Consider the following 16326-nt stretch of genomic DNA (forward strand, 5'->3'; position numbering starts at 1 on the left):
CGTGTTGCGATCAGTGCCAGCGGCGGAAAATCAACGAGGTGTTGACGCCACCAAAAGCGAAATTGTTGTTCATCACGTACTCGTGATGCATCTGGCGGAATTCGCCGCGCAGGTAATCGAGCTTGCCGCAATGCGGATCGACCTCGTCGAGGTTGAACGTGTGCACGTACAGGTCACGGTTGAGCATTTCGATGCTGAACCACGACTCCAGCGCCCCGCAGGCCCCGAGCGTGTGGCCGAGGAAACTCTTCTGCGAACTGATCGGCATGCGCTCGCCGAACAAACTGCTGGTTGCCAGTGTTTCGGCAATGTCGCCCTGTTCTGTAGCCGTGCCGTGACCATTTACGTAACCGATGGCATCGGGCGTGAGGCCGGCGTCTTCCAGCGCCAGTTCCATCGCACGGCGCATGGTGATTTGTTCCGGGCGGGTGGTGTGCTGGCCGTCGGCGTTGCTGCCGAAACCGACGATCTCGGCGTGGATGTGTGCGCCGCGAGCGAGGGCGTGCTCCAGCTCCTCAAGCACCAACATGCCGCCACCTTCGCCGATCACCAGACCGTCGCGGCCCTTGTCGTACGGGCGCGGGCTGGTTTGTGGCGCATCGTTTTTCAGGCTGGTGGCGTAGAGCGCGTCGAAGACCATCGCTTCGGTCGGGCAGAGTTCTTCGGCGCCGCCCGCGAGCATCAACGGCAGCCGACCGAACTTGATCGCTTCATACGCATAGCCGATGCCCTGGCTGCCGCTGGTGCAGGCGCTGGACGTCGGGATCAGGCGTCCGGTGAGGCCGAAGAAGATGCTGATATTCGCGGCGGTGGTGTGCGGCATCATCCGCACGTAGGAGTTGGCGTTCAGGCCTTCGGCCACCGAGTTGAGCAGCATGTTGCCGAACGCTTTGATCTCGTCGGTGCTGCCGGTGGACGAACCACAGGCCACGCCCATGCGCCCGTCCTTGATCGATTCGTCGCCGAGCAAACCGGCATCGGCCAAGGCTTGTTCCGCCGCACCGACTGCCAGCCGCGACACCCGGCCCATGCTGCGCAATTGCTTGCGGGTCCAGTGTGCGGGCACCACAAAATCATCGATAGGGCCGGCCAGGCGCGTGTTGAGTTCGCTGAAGCGATCCCACTCGTCCATCCGGCGGATGCCGCTGCGGTTGGCCGCGAAGTTGCCGGCGATGGTCTCCCAGTTGCTGCCCAGCGAGGTGATGCCGGCCATGCCGGTGACGACGACGCGCTTCATCAGCACAGGCCTCCGTTGACCGCCAGCACCTGGCGGGTGATGTACGAGGCTTCCGCCGACATCAGGAAATTCACCGCACTGGCCACCTCTTCCGGGGTGCCCATGCGTTGCGCGGGGATCATTTTCATCAGTTCTTCCACCGGCACGTTTTCGTCGAGCATCGCCGTGTCGATCAGGCCCGGCGCGACGCAGTTAACGGTGATTTTGCGCTTGCCCAGTTCGATCGCCAATGCCTTCGCCGCGCCGATCACGCCGGCCTTGGAGGCGCTGTAGTTGACCTGGCCACGGTTGCCGATCAATCCCGATACCGAGGTGATGCAAACAATGCGACCAGCGGCACGGCGGCGGATCATCGGCATCATCACCGGGTGCAGGACGTTGTAGAAACCGTCGAGGTTGGTGCGCAGGACTACGTCCCAATCGTCATCGCTCAGGGCCGGGAAAGCGCCGTCGCGGGTCAGACCGGCGTTGAGCACCACGCCGTAATAGGCACCATGGGTTTCGACGTCGGCTTCAAGAATTCTTTTGCAGGCTTCACGGTCGGCGACGTCGAATTGCAGGATGCGCGCGCTGCGGCCCAGCGCTTCGATTTCGACCTGCACGGCTTGTGCGTCGGCAACGCCGCTACGGCAATGCAGGACGATGTCATGCCCGGCCTGCGCCAGACGCAAGGCAATGGCGCGGCCGATGCCACGGCTGGAGCCGGTGACCAGTACGGATTCAGTCATCGTTCGACTCCTGTGCTTGTTGCAGATATTGGGTTGGCTGTGGCGGGCGGAACACATTCAGTCGAGCACTGACCTCAATGCCGGGCGCGTTGATATGGCACTCGAACACGCCCATGCCATTGTCGTCTTCCAGCGAGCGGATGCCATGGATGGTCAACTCGCTGCCCGCAGGAAACGCCTCGACGTTGCACTCGAACTTGCGCGTGCCGAGCAGAAAGCCCAGCTCCACCGGATTGCCTTTCTGTCGCGCGTGGCATCCGGCGAAGGCGGCGACGCTTTGCGCCATCAACTCGATGCCGACCCACGCCGGCAGGCTGCCGTCGGGCAGGTTGAACAAACCCTCGGACTTGACCGTGAGGCGGGTGTAGATCTGCTCATCATCGAAGCTGAGGATCTTGTCGATCAGGATCATGTCGCCAGCGTGGGGCAACAGTTCGGCGAGCGGCCAGTCGGTCATGGGGCGTCTCCGATAATCAGGCTGACGTTATTGCCGCCGAAGGCAAACGAATTGCTCATCAGGTAGCGGGGTGCAATGGACGACAGGCGTTCGTTCGCGGTCACCCACTTCAGCGGCGGCAGCTCGGGATCGGCCTGGCCATCCCAGACGTGCGGCGGCAGCGCGTGTTGCGGGTTGTCGGCGCTGAGGCTCAGCCAGCAGAACGCCGCTTCCAATGCGCCGGCTGCGCCGAGAGTGTGGCCGGTCATCGGTTTGGTCGAAGAGCAGGCAACGCCCTCGGGGAATAGCGAGGCGACTGCCATACTTTCCATGGCGTCGTTGTGTTGGGTCGCGGTGCCGTGCAGGTTCAGATAGTTGATCTGCGCGGTTTGCAGGTGGGCGCGGCTCAAGGCTTTCTGCATCGCTTGCAAGGCGCCGCGTCCGCTCGGCTCAGGCGCGGAGATATGGTGCGCGTCGGAGCTGGCACCGGCACCGAGCAAGGCGATGGCCGGGCCGTCGCCACGCTGCTTGCTCATCACGAACAGCACCGCCGCTTCGCCGATGTTGATGCCGTTGCGGTTGGCCGAGAACGGATTGCAGCGCTCGTCGGACACCGCTTCCAGCGACGAAAAGCCGTTAAGGGTCAGCTTGCACAGACTGTCGACGCCACCGCACAACACCGCGTCGCACAGACCGAGATCGAGCAGGCGTTGCGCGCTCATCAATGCGCGGGCGCTGGAGGTGCACGCGGTGGAAATCACATAGGCCGGGCCGCTCAGTTGCAGCCAGTCGGCGAGGAAATTCGCCGGGGCGCCGAGTTCCTGTTGTCCGTAGTCGTATCCCGCCGGGAAATGCTGTTCACGGAGGAAATGCGCCAGGCCACGGCTGGCTTCGTCGATACCCGAGGTGCTGGTGCCGAGCACTACGCCGATGCGGTCGCGGCCGTAGGTCTGGATCGCGTGATCAATGTCGGCGCGAATCTGCAGCGCGGCTTCCAGCAGCAACTGATTGTTGCGACTGCTCTGGTCGGCCAGCGCTTCCGGGATCGGCGCCAGTTCACCGTGTACGGCGGCCACCGGCAACTCACGCTCCGCCACCCAGCCCGCCTCGGGGCGCATGCCCGAGCAGTCGCCGGCGAACAGATTGCGCGCGATTTCTTGCTTGTCGCGGCCCAGGGCGCAGATCACGCCGAGGGCATTCAGGTAGGCAGTCATGGCGTCGGTTCACCGAGTGGGGAGACGCGATAGTGCGGGCCTTGGGGCAGGTTCAATTCGAAGCTCAACGGTTGTGCATAACGGATGTCCCAGCGCGTCGGCAGCGAACGTTGCCCGTCCTGTTGCTGCGCGGTGGGGTAATTGCGCAGCAGTTCGCCCGGTGGTGTCAGGGCGAACAGCAGCGCGGCGAAGAGCTCCCGGGCTTCCGGATTGGGCGGCAGCAGGCCGTCAGCCTGCCAGTGGCCGTCGATCAGTTGCTGACGCGCCTGGGGAATGCCCAGCGGGTCCATCATCGACCAGCGGATGCCCGGGCCTTCGCGCTGGATGACGAGCAGCCAGTCCTGACGCTGATCGGCTTGTTGGCGCTCGATGTGCAGTTGCAAGGGCAGCGGCAGCGTCGGGTTGCCGGTTGGCAGCGGCGCCTGGCTGGCGCAACCACTTAGCGAAGCAAATAGCACTAACATCAGCCACACCACATACCCTGTGGGAGCGAGCCTGCTCGCGAAGACGCCAGCACATTCAACATAGAGGCTGGCTGACCCACCGCTTTCGCGAGCAGGCTCGCTCCCACAGGTTATGTGGTGCATCAGATATCACCTTGCAATGGCTTGCGGGCGACAACGTTCACCAGCGTTTCCTCACGCTCGCCAAACGGCTTCGGTTTGCGCAACCCGGAGCGCTCCAGCAAACCGAAATCTTTCGAACGGCTCCACCACAGATACGGGTACGAGACATTGCGCTCGCCAAACTCGAAACCCTGCTCGCGAATCATCTGCAGATACTGCGCCGCACTCTTCTGCACATGCATCGGATGGCGGAACAGCCAGCGAATCACCCAGGTATCAATGTAAGCCTCGGTGGACTCGGCGAACAGCAGATAACCGCCCGGTTTGAGTACGCGATAGAACTCGGCGAGGGCTTTTTCCTGCTCCACCAGATGATGAAAGGTCTGATGACAGAACAGCAGGTCGACGCTGGCGTCCGGCACGTTGAGAGTCGCGCAATCGCTGCCGATCAACTCGACGTCCAGGCCCTGGCGCGCCGCTTCTTCGCCGCTCAACTCAAGGCTGTGCGGATCGGCGTCAACGCCGATCAAACGCTGTGGCGCGAAGGTCTGGCGCAGGTGGCGGAACGACTTGCCCTGACCGCAACCGGCATCCAGCAGCACCGGGTTCGCCGGCAGCGACTCGCTGAACAACCCACGCAGATCGTTGATCGCCACACGCAACACATGGTGCTGCCAGGTATGGCTGCGCAGGAACCAGAAACCGAAGCGGGTTTCTTCGACGTAGCTGTCGCTCAGGTAACTCATGGGGCGTCCTTTGCACAAAGTTCGGAAATCATCTTCAACCGGCGACGCGCTTCGCTGACGAACGGGTTGCGTTCATCCCAGGCGTAACCGGCGAGGATCGAGCAGATCATCCGGCGAATTTCCGCCTGGCTGTCTTCATAGAAAATCACGTCCTGAAAGGTGCCGGCGTACCAGCCCTCGACGTAGCAGCGGAAGGTGTCGACGCCGCGCTTCAGCGGCTCGGCAAATTCGCTTTGCCAGTCGACGGTTTCGCCCTGCAACTGACGATGCAGCACAGCGGCCGCCATGCTCGCCGAACGCATGGCGATGGTCACGCCGGAGGAGAACACCGGGTCGAGAAATTCCGCCGCGTTGCCCAGCAGCGCGAAGCCCGGGCCGTGCAGGGTTTTGACGTTGGCCGCGTAGCCGCCGAGGGTGCGCGCCGGGGTGTCCCACACGGCGTTGTTCAGCACGCCGGCGAGGCTTGGCGTCTCGGCAATGAAACCGCGCAGGCAGGCGTCGAGGTCGGCATCGCGACCGCTGAAGTGTTCGGCGGCGGCGACCACGCCCACCGAGCAGCGACCGTTGCTGAACGGGATCGTCCAGAACCAGATATCGCGATGCTGCGGGTGGGTGGTGACGAGGATTTTTTCGCGGTCGAAGGCCGGGTTGTCGATGTGATCTTCGACGTGGGTGAACACGGCCTGACGCACCGGGAAATTCGACGGCGCTTCCAGATCCAGCAAGCGCGAGAGCACACGACCGTAACCGCTGGCATCGAGGACGAAATCGGCCTCGACGCGGTATTCGCTGCCGTCTTCACGTCGCACATCAAGTTGTGGTTTTGCCCGCTCGAAATCGACGCTGACGATGGCATCGCCAAAGCGGATCTCGGCACCTTGCAGCGCCGCTTGATCGGCCAGCAGCTTGTCGAAATCGGCGCGCTGCACCTGGAACGTGGTCGGCTTGCCGTTGGTGAAGGTGTCGCCGAAATCGAACGCGCTGTAGCGCTCGCCCCAGGCAAACGCGGCGCCGGTCTTGCGCTGGAATCCGGCGGCGTTGACGGCGTCGAGCATGCCTGCTTCTTCGACGAAGTCCAGGCAGTGGCTGAGCAGGCTTTCGCCGATGGAAAACCGTGGGAAGTGTTGGCGCTCGATCACCAGCACGTCGTGGCCCTTGCGCTTGAGCAGCGCGGCGGCGATGGCGCCGGACGGGCCGGCGCCAATGATCACTACCTGACGACGTTGCATTTCAACGGTTGGCACGTGAACTCCCGGGCGCGATGGCGGTGTGTTTGAGGGGCGTGCGGTGCAGGCCGATCAGGGCCGGCAACAGCGTCGCGATCAGGCCCATCACCATCAGCGCGAAGTACAGCGCGGGGGTGATGAGTTGTTGTTGCAACAGCAAGTTGAGAAAGACGATTTCGCTCAGACCGCGAATGTTCAACAAAACACTTTCGCGCCAGCGGCTGGCGCCCTCAAACGAGGCACCGGCCCAGCCGAGTCCGAGCCAGTTGCCGAGCAGTTTACTGGCAATCGGCAACAGCAGCAGTGCCGCCCATTGCACGGCGCCGAGGCTGGCGAGGGCGGCGTGTACGTCGATCTGGACGATGCCGAACGTGAGGATCAGCGGGATCGCGATCCACGTTTGCAAACGGCTCATCCAGCGCGCCGGCAGCGGCAAGACCAGCGGCACTTTCAGCGCCGCCATACACAGCAGATAACCGATGCCGAAGATCAGCGCGTTGAGTTTGTAGTGCTCGGCCATGACCAGCAGCGCAAAGAAACCGAGGCTGTAGGTCAGCGGCCGACGAACACCGAACAGACGCAGCAGCAAGGGCACGCAAGCCAGCCCTAGCGGCAGCAACAGACTGCTCAAATGCAGACTGCCCTGAGCGAGACCGAACAACGTCCAGCTGGTCAGGTCGATCAGGATCGCGGTTTGCACCAGACGCCGGGTGGCAGCGGGTGGGTAATCGATGTGACGCAGATACAGGTACAGCACCGGGATCGCGGTAATCGCGAACACCAGTCCGATGGCCAGCGAGTTCAGCCACGGTTGCACCGGCAACAGCCAATACGCGGCCGCCAGACCACAGGTGAACGGCACGGCGAAACTCGGCACGGCGATTTTCACGCTCTGGCGATCCAGGCGCAGGTCGATCACATCGCTGAGAATATGCCCGAGCAACAGCGCGAAACTCAGGCTGTAGAGGTTTTTCAGCCACACCGGCGCGATCAGTTCAGCGCCGCTGAGTTGCCAGCCCGGTTCGATCCAGAAATACATCAGCAGCGGCAAGCCGAAACTCGCCAGCAGCAACTGGCTGACAATCGGAATCAGACCGAAGTGGCGACCGATGCGCGTGGCCACGGCAAACAACGCCAGGGCCAGCAACCAGAAACCGATGACCATCATGCGGCATGCTCCGTAACGGTGGCCGTGTGTTCATGACGCCCGGCCCACGGCGCGAGCATGAAACTGAACGCCAGACCGAGACTCACCGACAGGCCGAAATTGCTCACTGCCGGTGTGCTGGAAACCGCCAGCAAGCCAAACGACAGCCATGTGGTCACGGCCGCCAGCAAGGTGCCGAGCAGACTTACCGCCGCACCGCCGACCTGCTCGCGCATGAGAATCGCGTAGTCGACGCTGATCGCCGTCACCAGCAACAGGCCGAACAGGCTGAACAGGGTCAGCGGCTGGCCGAGCCAGCCAAGGCTGGCCAGACTGCACAGCGCCGCCAGCAACGGCAGGGCGACGATGCGCAACGCGCCGCCGAAACCGAATGGCAGGATCAATACCAGCACGATCAACACGCAGGAAGCGAGTTTCAGTTCGGCGGCGCTGATCTGCGTGGCCGCGAAAACGTTGTTCAGCTCACCGAGGCGATCCACCAGCACCACGCCCGGCAGATCCAGCGCCTGCACCCGCAGCAGTGAAGGGTTGTTCAGGCCTTGCAGGCTGGTCATCGTCGCGACTCCATCCTCGGTGGGGCCAAGCCATAGCGTGCGATAGGGCTCGCCGAGCGGGCCGGCCAGCGCGGCGTCGATGTCTTCAAGCGGTAGCGTCTGCAACTGTTGCAGCTCGGTTTGCAGGGCGGCGAGGGGGACGCCGAGATCAAGCAATGGCTGCCAGACCTGTGGCAGTTTGTTCAGCGCGTCGCGCACTTGCTGTTGCTGACTCGGCGGGCTGACCAGTTGATCCAGCGCCAGATAGCCTTGCAGTTTGTCGAGGTTGACCAGTTGCTGCAGCCGATCGCTCAGCGCGGCCTGACGTTCGAGCAATTCTTGCTGGTTGGCCGCGCGAACGAGGAAGAATTGACTGGTCGGCTGATAGCCAGTGATGCGTGCAATGGTCTGCGCTTCATCGGTCAGGCGTTGCGGTGCGCCGACCCATTGGCGGATGTCGTTTTTGCTTTGCAGTTGCAACAGACCGCCGATGCAGAAGGCGATCAGCAGTGCGAGCAGCACCGGTGTATGGACACGCTCGAGCAATTTTCCCCGCAGATTAATCAGGCGTTCGGCCAGATGCAGCGGCCATTGCGCCGGGCGCAGTTCGACATTGTTCAGCAGCGCCGGCAGCAGGCACACCGCCGACAGATAGGCGCCGAGCAATCCGGCGGCGGAGAACACGGCAATTTGTGTCAGCGCCGGGAACGGTGTCCACGCCAGCGCCAGATAACCGATGGCGCTGGTGATCAGACTCAACGTCAGCCCGGACAGGGTCAGGCGCAGGGCCGGCCAGCTGCGCCAAGGCTTGAGGCTCCAGCTCTTCGACAGATAGTGCAGCGGGTAATCCACTGCCACGCCGATCAGGCTGGAACCCAGTACCAGGGTCATCACATGCATACGGCCGAACAGCGCTACACACGCTACCGCCCCGAACAGCATGCCAACCAGCACCGGTACAAACGCCAGCAACACCCGCCAGCGGCGGAACGCCAATAGCAAAAGCAGCAGGATGCCGAGGGTGGCACCACCACCGACCCAAGTCATCTCGCGAGTGGCTTGCTGCTGACCGTTTGCGGCGTAGAGCAATCCGCTGGCGGCCAGTAATTGCACATCGGATTTCGCCGCCTGCTCGCGACTGTGCTGGAGCAGATCCGCCACTTGCAGCGGCAGGTTCATATCGAAAGCGTTGCCGGTGGTGCGCGCACGCAGCAGCACCCAGCTCTTGCCGTCGGCGTCGGCGACCAATGCACCGCTGCCGATGTCCAGTTGCACCGCGCCGTGTTGCGGCTGGCTGTTCTGGATGCGCCCGGTGAGGCCCAGCCAGTCATCCTGGTTCGGCACCAGACTGAAACCGGTGAAGGGGTCGAACAGCGCCTGCACCCGTTGCTGAATAAATGCGTCGGGATGTTCGATCAGCAGTTGCCGATCATCCGCCGAGAGCATCGCCAGCCGCCCTTGCAGCAATTGCGTGCGCAGGGCCGGCAGGTCGGCTTGCAGGTTCCACTGCACTTTTTCGAACAAGCCGCTGGCCTGCCATTGCTCGCCCAGCGTCTGCGCCATGGCCACCGCTTGCTGGCGATCGGCGTGGCCGACCAACACCAGCATTTCGCGGTTGAGCGGTTCCTGCATGCGTTGTTCGGCGCGCAGTTCAAGTGCATCGGGATTGGTGCCCGGCACCAACTCCATCAGGTTCGCCGACAGCGGCGCACCGTCGCGCCACTGCCAACCGGCCAGGGCGACAACCGCCAGCAGCAGAATCAGGAACAGCCAGGGCAGCTTGCGTTCACTCGGCAAAGTCATGTTGCTCCGCGTCGCTCAATGGTTGGCCGGCCGTGCTGTTTTGCATGCGTAGCACGGTGCTGTCGCCCTGGGTTTCCAGCAGTTCGATGGTTTGCACCAACTCGCCGCCGTCGATGTTGATCTGGTTGAACACTTGCTTGAGCAGCATCGAGCGCGGGGTCAGAGTCAGTTTCCATTTCTGCGCATCGCCGCTCAGGGCCAGTTCGAAATCCCGTTGCAGGCCACTGCTGTCGCCCTGCAACACGGCGAGGAACAAACGGTTCTGCTCGGCGCCGGCGCTCTTGTTCGGCAGCAATTGCCAGCCGTTGCCGTCACGCCGGGCAATGCCTTTGGCGCTGATGCGGTAATCCTGTTGCAGCGGGGTTTTCAGCAGCCAGAGCAGGCCGTGATTTTTCGCGAGGACGAAGCTGCCTTTGCTGATCAGCGGCTGGGGCAGGGCGCGCAGGTGTTTTTCCTGGATGAACTGGCCGTGGATCACGTCCGGTTTCGCCAGTTGTTCACTGAGCTGTTGCAGATCGAAGGCGTTAGCCAGAGACGACACCGCCAGCAGCGCCAGTACGCTCAAGCCTTTAACAAAAACATTCATCGCAGCATCCTTTCCACGGCATCGGTGAAGACTTTTGGCGAAGCCAGTTGCATCTCGCGGCTGCTCACTTCGACCGCCACTTGCACCGAGCTGGCGCGGGTCAGGCGTTCGCCGCTTTGCAGGTCGGTGATCAGATAATTGATCTTCAGGCGGTTTTCCCACTCGACCAGACTGGCGCGCACGTTCAGCTTCTGGCCGAACACCGCGCCACGCACGTAGCGCAATTGCAGGTCGATAATTGGCCAGGCGTAACCGGATTCGACCATGTGGGTGTAGTTGTGGCCGATCTTGTCGAGCAACGCGCAACGCGCCACTTCGAGGTATTTGACGTAATGGCCGTGCCAGACCACGTGCATCGTGTCGACGTCAAAGAACGGCACGAGGATTTCCGTATCGGCGTGAAGCACTCCGGCACTACGCATGCAGCCTCCAGTGTTGTGCGGCGATGCGTTGCAGGCACAGGCGCAGCTCGCCCTCCAGTGCACGGTCTTCGATTACCGGCGGGAAGTCTTGGGCCAGTTCTTCGTGCATGGCGGCCAGTGCTGGCGGCAGTGGTCGGGCGTCTTCGGCCTGACCCCGCAGCCACACCCCTTGGTTAGCAGCGAGCAGCGTGGCCGCGGCGACTTGTTCGGTCAGCTCCAGCACGCGGATCGCATCGCGGGCAGCGATGGTGCCCATGCTCACCTTGTCCTGGTTGTGGCACTCGGTGGAGCGCGAGAACACGCTGGCCGGCATGGTGTTTTTCAACGCCTCGGCGGTCCACGCGCTGGTGCCGATCTGTACAGCCTTGAAGCCGTGGTTGAGCATCGCTCGATCGGCGCTGGCGCCGGACAGGTTGCTCGGCAAACCGTGGTTGTAGCGTTCGTCCACGAGCAACGCGAGTTGGCGGTCGAGCAGGTCGGCGACGTTGGCCACGAGGTTTTTCAGGCTGTCCATGGCAAACGCGATGTGCCCGCCGTAGAAGTGCCCACCGTGCAAAACGCGCTCGGCTTCGGCGTCGATGATCGGGTTGTCGTTGGCGCTGTTGAGTTCGATCTCGATGAACGAACGCAGCCAGTTCAGGCTGTCGGCCAACACACCAAGCACGTGCGGGGCGCAGCGTAGCGAGTAGCGATCCTGCAAGCGATGCAGCGGCGCGGTCGGCGCGTCGATCGCCAGATCCTTGCGCAGCCACGCGGCGACTTGCATCTGCCCCGGATGCGGTTTGGCGGCGAACAGGCGTTCGTCGAAGTGTTCCGGGTTGCCTTGCAGCGCCACCACGTTGAGCGCGGTGATGCGCGTGGCCAGTTGCAGCAGGTAATCGGCGCGGGCGTAGGCGAGGCAGGCGAGGCCGGTCATCACGGCGGTGCCGTTCATCAATGCCAGCGCCTCTTTCGGGCGCAGCACCAATGGTGTCCAGCCCAATTCGCGATGCACATCGGCAGCCTGACGGCGCTCGCCACGGAACATCACTTCACGCTCGCCGGACAGGGTTGCGGCAACGTAGGACAACGGCGTCAGATCGCCGCTGGCGCCGACCGAACCTTCTTCCGGGATCAGCGGCAGGATGTCGTATTCGAGGAAGGCGTGCAGACGCTCCAGCAGTTCCACACGCACCCCGGACACGCCGTGGCACAGCGACTGCAAACGCGCCGCCAGTACGGCGCGGGTGGCTTGCGCGTCGAGCAGTTTGCCCAGCCCGCAACCGTGAAAAGTGTAGAGATGACGCGGCAGCGCTTCGACGTGATGCAGCGGCACCGCGACCACGCAGGAATCGCCGTAACCGGTGGTCACGCCGTAGATCACGCCTTCCTTGTCCAGCAACGAATCAAGGAACCGCGCGCCCTTGGCGATGCGCTCGCGGTAAGCCGCGTCGCTCTGCAACTGCACGGGCGCCTGACGGTTGGCCAGGGCCAGCACGTCTTCGATGCGCAAAGGGCGTTCGCCGAAGGTTACCGGCTCATGGGTTGGCGTCGTCATCGGTCTTCCAGAAAGGGTAAAAGTTGAACCATTGCTGCGGCGCTTCAAGGCAATAGTGACTCAGGCGCTGCGCATAGCGAGTGGCCCACTGATGAATGACCTGATCGCGCTCGCGGCGTGTCCACACCACAGCATCGGCGAAGGGTTCGAGGGTCAGGCGATAGTGGCCGTCGGGTTGCTTGAGGCACATCAGCAGATTGACCGGGCACTTCAGCAGGCCGGCCAGCAACCACGGGCCTTGCGGAAAGGGCGCCGGGTGGCCGAGAAAGTCCACGCTGACGCTGCGCCCGCCGTGCAGCGGTACACGGTCGCCGGCAATCGCCAGCCATTCGCCGCGCTCCAGGCGTTCGTGCAGTTGCAGCATGATCACCGGATCGAGCTCGCTGACCTGAATCAGGCGCAGATTGGTCGCCCCGGCCTCGCCGAGCAAGCGGTTGAATTGCTCGGCGTGCTTGGTGTGCACCAGCACATTCATCGTGACCTTCTCGCCGATCTCGGCCAGCGCCCGGCACACTTCAAGATTGCCCAGGTGTGCGCCGACCAGCAGTTGCCCGCGACTGCCGCGCAACTGATTGCGCAGCAGCGCCGGATCGATGATTTCGATCTGCTCGATACGCAGCTTGCCGTTCCACACATCAAGCTTGTCGAGCATCGAATCGGCGAACGCCATGAACTGGCCGAACACCCGCCAATGGCTCGGACGCAAGTCTTCGCGTTTGCTCCATTCTGCCAGTCGCTGCTGGTACTGCCAGGCACTGCGCCGCGCGGTGCGGCCAAACAGGAAAAAGTACAGAACGATGCCGTACAGCAATGGGCTCAGCAGGCGTCGGCCAAGGACTTTGGCGGCGAACGCGGTGAATTTCATCAGCAGGAAACTGCCGCGTTCTTCGCGGTCGGCCCAGTGCTTCTTGTCGGTCTCGACGCTCATGTGCGCCACCGTCGCCAGAGGATGACGGGCAGGCGCAGCAACATGCCGAAGAACAGCCGGGTGTGCATGCTGGAAATCAGCGCGTTGTCGTGGAACAGCCGGAAGTGCGACACGCCATCGAGCGGGTAATGCACGCTGGTTTGCAGCCAGCGCATCGGCTGATTGCGCCACGACAGGCGCACCAGAATGTCCGAATCGAAATCCATGCGTTTGCCGACTTTGGCCGAGTCGATCACGGCCAGCGTCGGCGCCAGCGGATAAACGCGGAAGCCACACATCGAATCGCGGATTTGCAGCGACAGCGTATTGATCCACACCATCACGTGGGTCAGGTAACGCGCGTACAAACGGCCCTTGGGCACGCTCTTATCGAACAGCGGAAAACCGCAGATCATTGCTTCAGGACAGGCGCGGGATTCCTCGACGAAACGGGCGACATCGTGCAGGTCGTGCTGGCCGTCGGCGTCGACCTGCAAGGCATGGCTGAAGCCCAGTCGCGACGCTTCGCGCAGACCAGTCATCACCGCGCCACCCTTGCCCTGATTGGCGGTCAGCCGCACCAGAAACACGTTGTCGCGCTCGGCCAGAGCATCGAGCACGCGTGCGCAGGATTGTGTGCTGGCGTCGTCCACCAGAATGCACGGCAGACCCTGGGCGAGCAGGGCGTCGACCACGGTGCCGATTGCGGTTTCGTGGTTGTAGACCGGGATGACGGCACAGGGGTTATGCATGATCGGCCTCCAGCAAAATCCGCCCGCTGGAGCAGGTGGCGCTGTCGTTGCGGTAGGCGAAGTACAGTTTGCCGCGCTCGGGATCGAAGCGCAGGTGCAGCTGGATTTCATCGCCGGGGCGCACCAGTTGCTGGAATTTCAGCACTTCCATGCCGGCGAACGTGCCGGACAGGTTCAGCAGTTGGCGACCGAGGTTCAGCGCCCATTCCACCTGCACCACGCCGGGCAGCACCGGGGCTTTGGGGAAGTGGCCGCTGAAGTAGGCCAGGTCCGGCGGCACACTGAGTTGCAGGCTCCATTCGCCGTCGGTTTCGACTTGCTCCAGCACTTCGGGGGCTTTCGGTCGAGACGCCAGCAGCAGCGCTTCGACATCGGCTTGCGGCAGTTTGCCTTGGCTGTTCAGCGGCAGTTGCCGCACCAGACGCCAGCGACGCGGCAGGGCCAGGGCTTCGCAATGCTGGCTCAGGTGCTTGCGCAAGGTTTCGGTCAGGCTGCGGCGGCCATGTTCGCGTAACGCAAACAAACCGTCTTCACTGAGCACCAGCAATGCGCCGAGGACGGCACGATTTTCCTGCACCACACCCAGCCGCGCTTCGGCGACCCAGTCGTGGGCGACCAGCGCTTGCTCCAGCATCGGCAGGGAAATGCGTTTTTCTTCGAGTTTGACGATCCGGTCCAGTCGCCCCAGCAATTGGAAACGACCGTCGGCTGCAATGCGCGCGGCATCGGCGGTGTGTTCAACATGCCCGGCAGGCAGATACGGTGAGGCGATCAGCAGGGCGCCGTCGGCGTCCTGACTCAGTTCGACAGCGGCGAACGGCTGCCACAGGGTTTCGCCCTGGCGCCAGGCGATACCGCCGGTTTCCGAGCTGCCGAGGATTTCCGTCGGCCATTGCTGCAGACGCTGATGCAGGCTCTGCGCCGCTTCGGCCGGTAACGCACCGCCGGAGGAAAACACCTGACGCACCGCGCTCAGCGCCGGCCAGTCGAGGTTATCGCCCATGCGCTTGAGCAGCGCCGGACTGGCGACCCAGGCGAAAGCCGAATGCTCGCGACTGGCGCGCTGCAAATCCTCGGGGAAGGCCAGTTGCTTGCGCACAAACGTCCGCCCGGCGCACAGCGGCCATAGCACGCGGAACAGCAAACCGTAGATGTGTTGGGTGGCAACGCTGCCGATAATGCAGGCTTCGCCGAGATCCCCGCCCCACAGTTGTTCCAGCGCTTCGACCTCATTGGCCAATTGACGCAGGGTCTTGTCGATGCGCTTGGGTTCACCGCTGGAGCCGGAAGTACACAGGCTCAAGCGGCACTCATCGAGATCCAGTTCAGCGCCTGGCATTGCAGGTTCATGCAAGTCAGCCAAGCGACTGTCACCGGTTTGATCGGTCAGCCACAGATCGACTTCACCCGACCAGCGCTGACGGGTCTGCGCTTGCAGATCCGAGGGCAGCAAGACACTGACGCCAGCACGCCACGCGCCAAGCAGGGCGATGGCCAGTTCGGCGGCATCTTCCAGATGCACGGCCAGACGCTGCACGCCTTTGGCTTGCAGGCCGGCGGCAAGGCGCAACGCCTGTTCGCACAGTTGCGCGTGATCGAGTGCCGGTGCGTGGCTGATCGCCCGCGCCGGCAGGGCCTTGAGCAACAGCTGCTCAAGTTTTATCCAGTTCATGTACGGCCTCTTACCCGTTGTCGTATCAGCCATTCAATGGCAAACATCAGGCCGATCAATCCGTAGGAGATCAGGCCGGTGTACAACATCCACCAATTCAGCGGCGCCCACAGGGTGAGCAGGGCGGCGCACAAACCGTTGCAGAAGAAAAACACGCTCCAGGCCACCGTGACCTGACGGGTGTAGCGGATCGCCTCGGGCGGCAGTTGCGGTTCACGTAGCCGCGCCAGACGCTCGACCATCGGCGGGCCGAATTTCAGGCTCAGGCTGAACAGCACCAGCATGAAGCCGCTGATCAGCACCGGATACCAGCGCAGCAGCAAAGGGCTGTCGAACACTGCCAGCAGCAGGCAGAACCCGATCGCAACGCCGGCCATCCACAGGCTGCCGGGTTTGCGCTCGCCGGTCAGCGCGCGCGCCAGCCACAGGCTGCCCAGCAGCAGACCGAACTGCCACGGGGCGAAGTGCTCCATGCCGAAATACACCGCAAAGGGGTACAGCAGGCCGGCCAGCAGCAGGCCGAGGCCGATCAATCGGCTCATGCGGCCGGTTGAACCAAGCGGTACACCGCCTCGACCACGTCACGCACGGTACGCACCGATTTGAATTCTTCGGCGGCGATTTTCTTGCCGGTCTGACGCTTGATGTGATCGATCAGATCGACCGCGTCGATGCTGTCGATTTCCAGATCCTGATACAGGTTGGATTCCAGGCTCACACGGGCCGGATCCAGTTCGAACAGCTCGACCAGGGCATCGCGCAGGGTGTTGAAAATGTCGTCACGAGTTTGCAT

The 16326-nt window shown here is 63.0% G+C and carries 17 protein-coding genes; all 17 read right to left on the reverse strand.

What is annotated here, in order from left to right; translation table 11 throughout:
• Positions 1-10: 10 nt before the first annotated feature.
• From ACA074_RS02120 to ACA074_RS02200, 17 genes are read right to left on the reverse strand one after another with little or no spacing between them, the layout of a single operon-like run.
• Positions 11-1237 carry a beta-ketoacyl-ACP synthase gene (locus tag ACA074_RS02120; RefSeq protein ID WP_497678350.1) on the reverse strand — a complete coding sequence of 409 codons (1227 nt, stop codon included), beginning with the start codon at positions 1235-1237 and terminating at the stop codon, positions 11-13.
• Positions 1237-1965 (reverse strand): 3-oxoacyl-ACP reductase FabG, encoded by a 729-nt coding sequence (gene fabG, locus ACA074_RS02125; protein WP_187679616.1) that lies wholly within the window; start codon positions 1963-1965, stop codon positions 1237-1239. The genes ACA074_RS02120 and fabG overlap by 1 nt, the downstream gene beginning before the upstream one ends.
• Positions 1958-2422: a hotdog family protein gene (locus ACA074_RS02130; RefSeq protein ID WP_401269104.1), complete on the reverse strand. Its 465-nt coding sequence runs from the start codon at positions 2420-2422 to the stop codon at positions 1958-1960. Before ACA074_RS02130 ends, fabG begins: the two co-directional genes overlap by 8 nt.
• Positions 2419-3615 carry a beta-ketoacyl-[acyl-carrier-protein] synthase family protein gene (locus ACA074_RS02135; protein ID WP_497678351.1) on the reverse strand — a complete coding sequence of 399 codons (1197 nt, stop codon included), beginning with the start codon at positions 3613-3615 and terminating at the stop codon, positions 2419-2421. The genes ACA074_RS02130 and ACA074_RS02135 overlap by 4 nt, the downstream gene beginning before the upstream one ends.
• Positions 3612-4202: a hypothetical protein gene (locus ACA074_RS02140; protein WP_497678352.1), complete on the reverse strand. Its 591-nt coding sequence runs from the start codon at positions 4200-4202 to the stop codon at positions 3612-3614. The genes ACA074_RS02135 and ACA074_RS02140 overlap by 4 nt, the downstream gene beginning before the upstream one ends.
• Positions 4202-4927, reverse strand: coding sequence for a class I SAM-dependent methyltransferase (locus tag ACA074_RS02145; protein WP_497678353.1), 726 nt, complete (start codon positions 4925-4927; stop codon positions 4202-4204). The genes ACA074_RS02140 and ACA074_RS02145 overlap by 1 nt, the downstream gene beginning before the upstream one ends.
• Positions 4924-6171 carry an NAD(P)/FAD-dependent oxidoreductase gene (locus ACA074_RS02150; protein ID WP_497678354.1) on the reverse strand — a complete coding sequence of 416 codons (1248 nt, stop codon included), beginning with the start codon at positions 6169-6171 and terminating at the stop codon, positions 4924-4926. Before ACA074_RS02150 ends, ACA074_RS02145 begins: the two co-directional genes overlap by 4 nt.
• Complete coding sequence (locus ACA074_RS02155) at positions 6158-7321, reverse strand: cation:proton antiporter (RefSeq protein ID WP_497678355.1); 1164 nt, start codon at positions 7319-7321, stop codon at positions 6158-6160. The genes ACA074_RS02150 and ACA074_RS02155 overlap by 14 nt, the downstream gene beginning before the upstream one ends.
• Complete coding sequence (locus ACA074_RS02160; protein WP_497678356.1) at positions 7318-9657, reverse strand: MMPL family transporter; 2340 nt, start codon at positions 9655-9657, stop codon at positions 7318-7320. The genes ACA074_RS02155 and ACA074_RS02160 overlap by 4 nt, the downstream gene beginning before the upstream one ends.
• Complete coding sequence (locus ACA074_RS02165) at positions 9641-10243, reverse strand: outer membrane lipoprotein carrier protein LolA (RefSeq protein WP_497678357.1); 603 nt, start codon at positions 10241-10243, stop codon at positions 9641-9643. Before ACA074_RS02165 ends, ACA074_RS02160 begins: the two co-directional genes overlap by 17 nt.
• Positions 10240-10665, reverse strand: coding sequence for an acyl-CoA thioesterase (locus tag ACA074_RS02170; RefSeq protein ID WP_095187415.1), 426 nt, complete (start codon positions 10663-10665; stop codon positions 10240-10242). Before ACA074_RS02170 ends, ACA074_RS02165 begins: the two co-directional genes overlap by 4 nt.
• On the reverse strand, positions 10658-12202 hold the full coding sequence (locus tag ACA074_RS02175; protein ID WP_497678358.1) for an HAL/PAL/TAL family ammonia-lyase: 1545 nt from the start codon (positions 12200-12202) through the stop codon (positions 10658-10660). The genes ACA074_RS02170 and ACA074_RS02175 overlap by 8 nt, the downstream gene beginning before the upstream one ends.
• Positions 12183-13130, reverse strand: coding sequence for a lysophospholipid acyltransferase family protein (locus ACA074_RS02180; protein WP_497616147.1), 948 nt, complete (start codon positions 13128-13130; stop codon positions 12183-12185). Before ACA074_RS02180 ends, ACA074_RS02175 begins: the two co-directional genes overlap by 20 nt.
• Positions 13127-13861 carry a glycosyltransferase family 2 protein gene (locus ACA074_RS02185; protein WP_401269129.1) on the reverse strand — a complete coding sequence of 245 codons (735 nt, stop codon included), beginning with the start codon at positions 13859-13861 and terminating at the stop codon, positions 13127-13129. The genes ACA074_RS02180 and ACA074_RS02185 overlap by 4 nt, the downstream gene beginning before the upstream one ends.
• Positions 13854-15533: an ApeI family dehydratase gene (locus tag ACA074_RS02190; protein WP_497678359.1), complete on the reverse strand. Its 1680-nt coding sequence runs from the start codon at positions 15531-15533 to the stop codon at positions 13854-13856. Before ACA074_RS02190 ends, ACA074_RS02185 begins: the two co-directional genes overlap by 8 nt.
• The gene (locus ACA074_RS02195; RefSeq protein ID WP_187679628.1) at positions 15530-16075 is read right to left on the reverse strand and encodes a COG4648 family protein; all 546 of its coding nucleotides are present in this window, start codon (positions 16073-16075) and stop codon (positions 15530-15532) included. Before ACA074_RS02195 ends, ACA074_RS02190 begins: the two co-directional genes overlap by 4 nt.
• Positions 16072-16326: an acyl carrier protein gene (locus ACA074_RS02200; protein WP_401269136.1), complete on the reverse strand. Its 255-nt coding sequence runs from the start codon at positions 16324-16326 to the stop codon at positions 16072-16074. The genes ACA074_RS02195 and ACA074_RS02200 overlap by 4 nt, the downstream gene beginning before the upstream one ends.

It is taken from the genome of Pseudomonas sp. LBUM1655 (genome assembly GCF_059716085.1).

Bases quoted from the DNA above. Each gene is read 5' to 3' on its own strand.
- ACA074_RS02135 (WP_497678351.1), bottom strand. From the start codon at position 3,615: ATGACTGCCTACCTGAATGCCCTCGGCGTGATCTGCGCCCTGGGCCGC.
- ACA074_RS02145 (WP_497678353.1), bottom strand. From the start codon at position 4,927: ATGAGTTACCTGAGCGACAGCTACGTCGAAGAAACCCGCTTCGGTTTC.
- ACA074_RS02155 (WP_497678355.1), bottom strand. From the start codon at position 7,321: ATGATGGTCATCGGTTTCTGGTTGCTGGCCCTGGCGTTGTTTGCCGTG.
- ACA074_RS02170 (WP_095187415.1), bottom strand. From the start codon at position 10,665: ATGCGTAGTGCCGGAGTGCTTCACGCCGATACGGAAATCCTCGTGCCG.
- fabG (WP_187679616.1), bottom strand. From the start codon at position 1,965: ATGACTGAATCCGTACTGGTCACCGGCTCCAGCCGTGGCATCGGCCGC.
- ACA074_RS02175 (WP_497678358.1), bottom strand. From the start codon at position 12,202: ATGACGACGCCAACCCATGAGCCGGTAACCTTCGGCGAACGCCCTTTG.
- ACA074_RS02185 (WP_401269129.1), bottom strand. From the start codon at position 13,861: ATGCATAACCCCTGTGCCGTCATCCCGGTCTACAACCACGAAACCGCA.
- ACA074_RS02130 (WP_401269104.1), bottom strand. From the start codon at position 2,422: ATGACCGACTGGCCGCTCGCCGAACTGTTGCCCCACGCTGGCGACATG.
- ACA074_RS02140 (WP_497678352.1), bottom strand. From the start codon at position 4,202: ATGCACCACATAACCTGTGGGAGCGAGCCTGCTCGCGAAAGCGGTGGG.
- ACA074_RS02180 (WP_497616147.1), bottom strand. From the start codon at position 13,130: ATGAGCGTCGAGACCGACAAGAAGCACTGGGCCGACCGCGAAGAACGC.
- ACA074_RS02200 (WP_401269136.1), bottom strand. From the start codon at position 16,326: ATGCAAACTCGTGACGACATTTTCAACACCCTGCGCGATGCCCTGGTC.
- ACA074_RS02120 (WP_497678350.1), bottom strand. From the start codon at position 1,237: ATGAAGCGCGTCGTCGTCACCGGCATGGCCGGCATCACCTCGCTGGGC.
- ACA074_RS02160 (WP_497678356.1), bottom strand. From the start codon at position 9,657: ATGACTTTGCCGAGTGAACGCAAGCTGCCCTGGCTGTTCCTGATTCTG.
- ACA074_RS02190 (WP_497678359.1), bottom strand. From the start codon at position 15,533: ATGAACTGGATAAAACTTGAGCAGCTGTTGCTCAAGGCCCTGCCGGCG.
- ACA074_RS02195 (WP_187679628.1), bottom strand. From the start codon at position 16,075: ATGAGCCGATTGATCGGCCTCGGCCTGCTGCTGGCCGGCCTGCTGTAC.
- ACA074_RS02165 (WP_497678357.1), bottom strand. From the start codon at position 10,243: ATGAATGTTTTTGTTAAAGGCTTGAGCGTACTGGCGCTGCTGGCGGTG.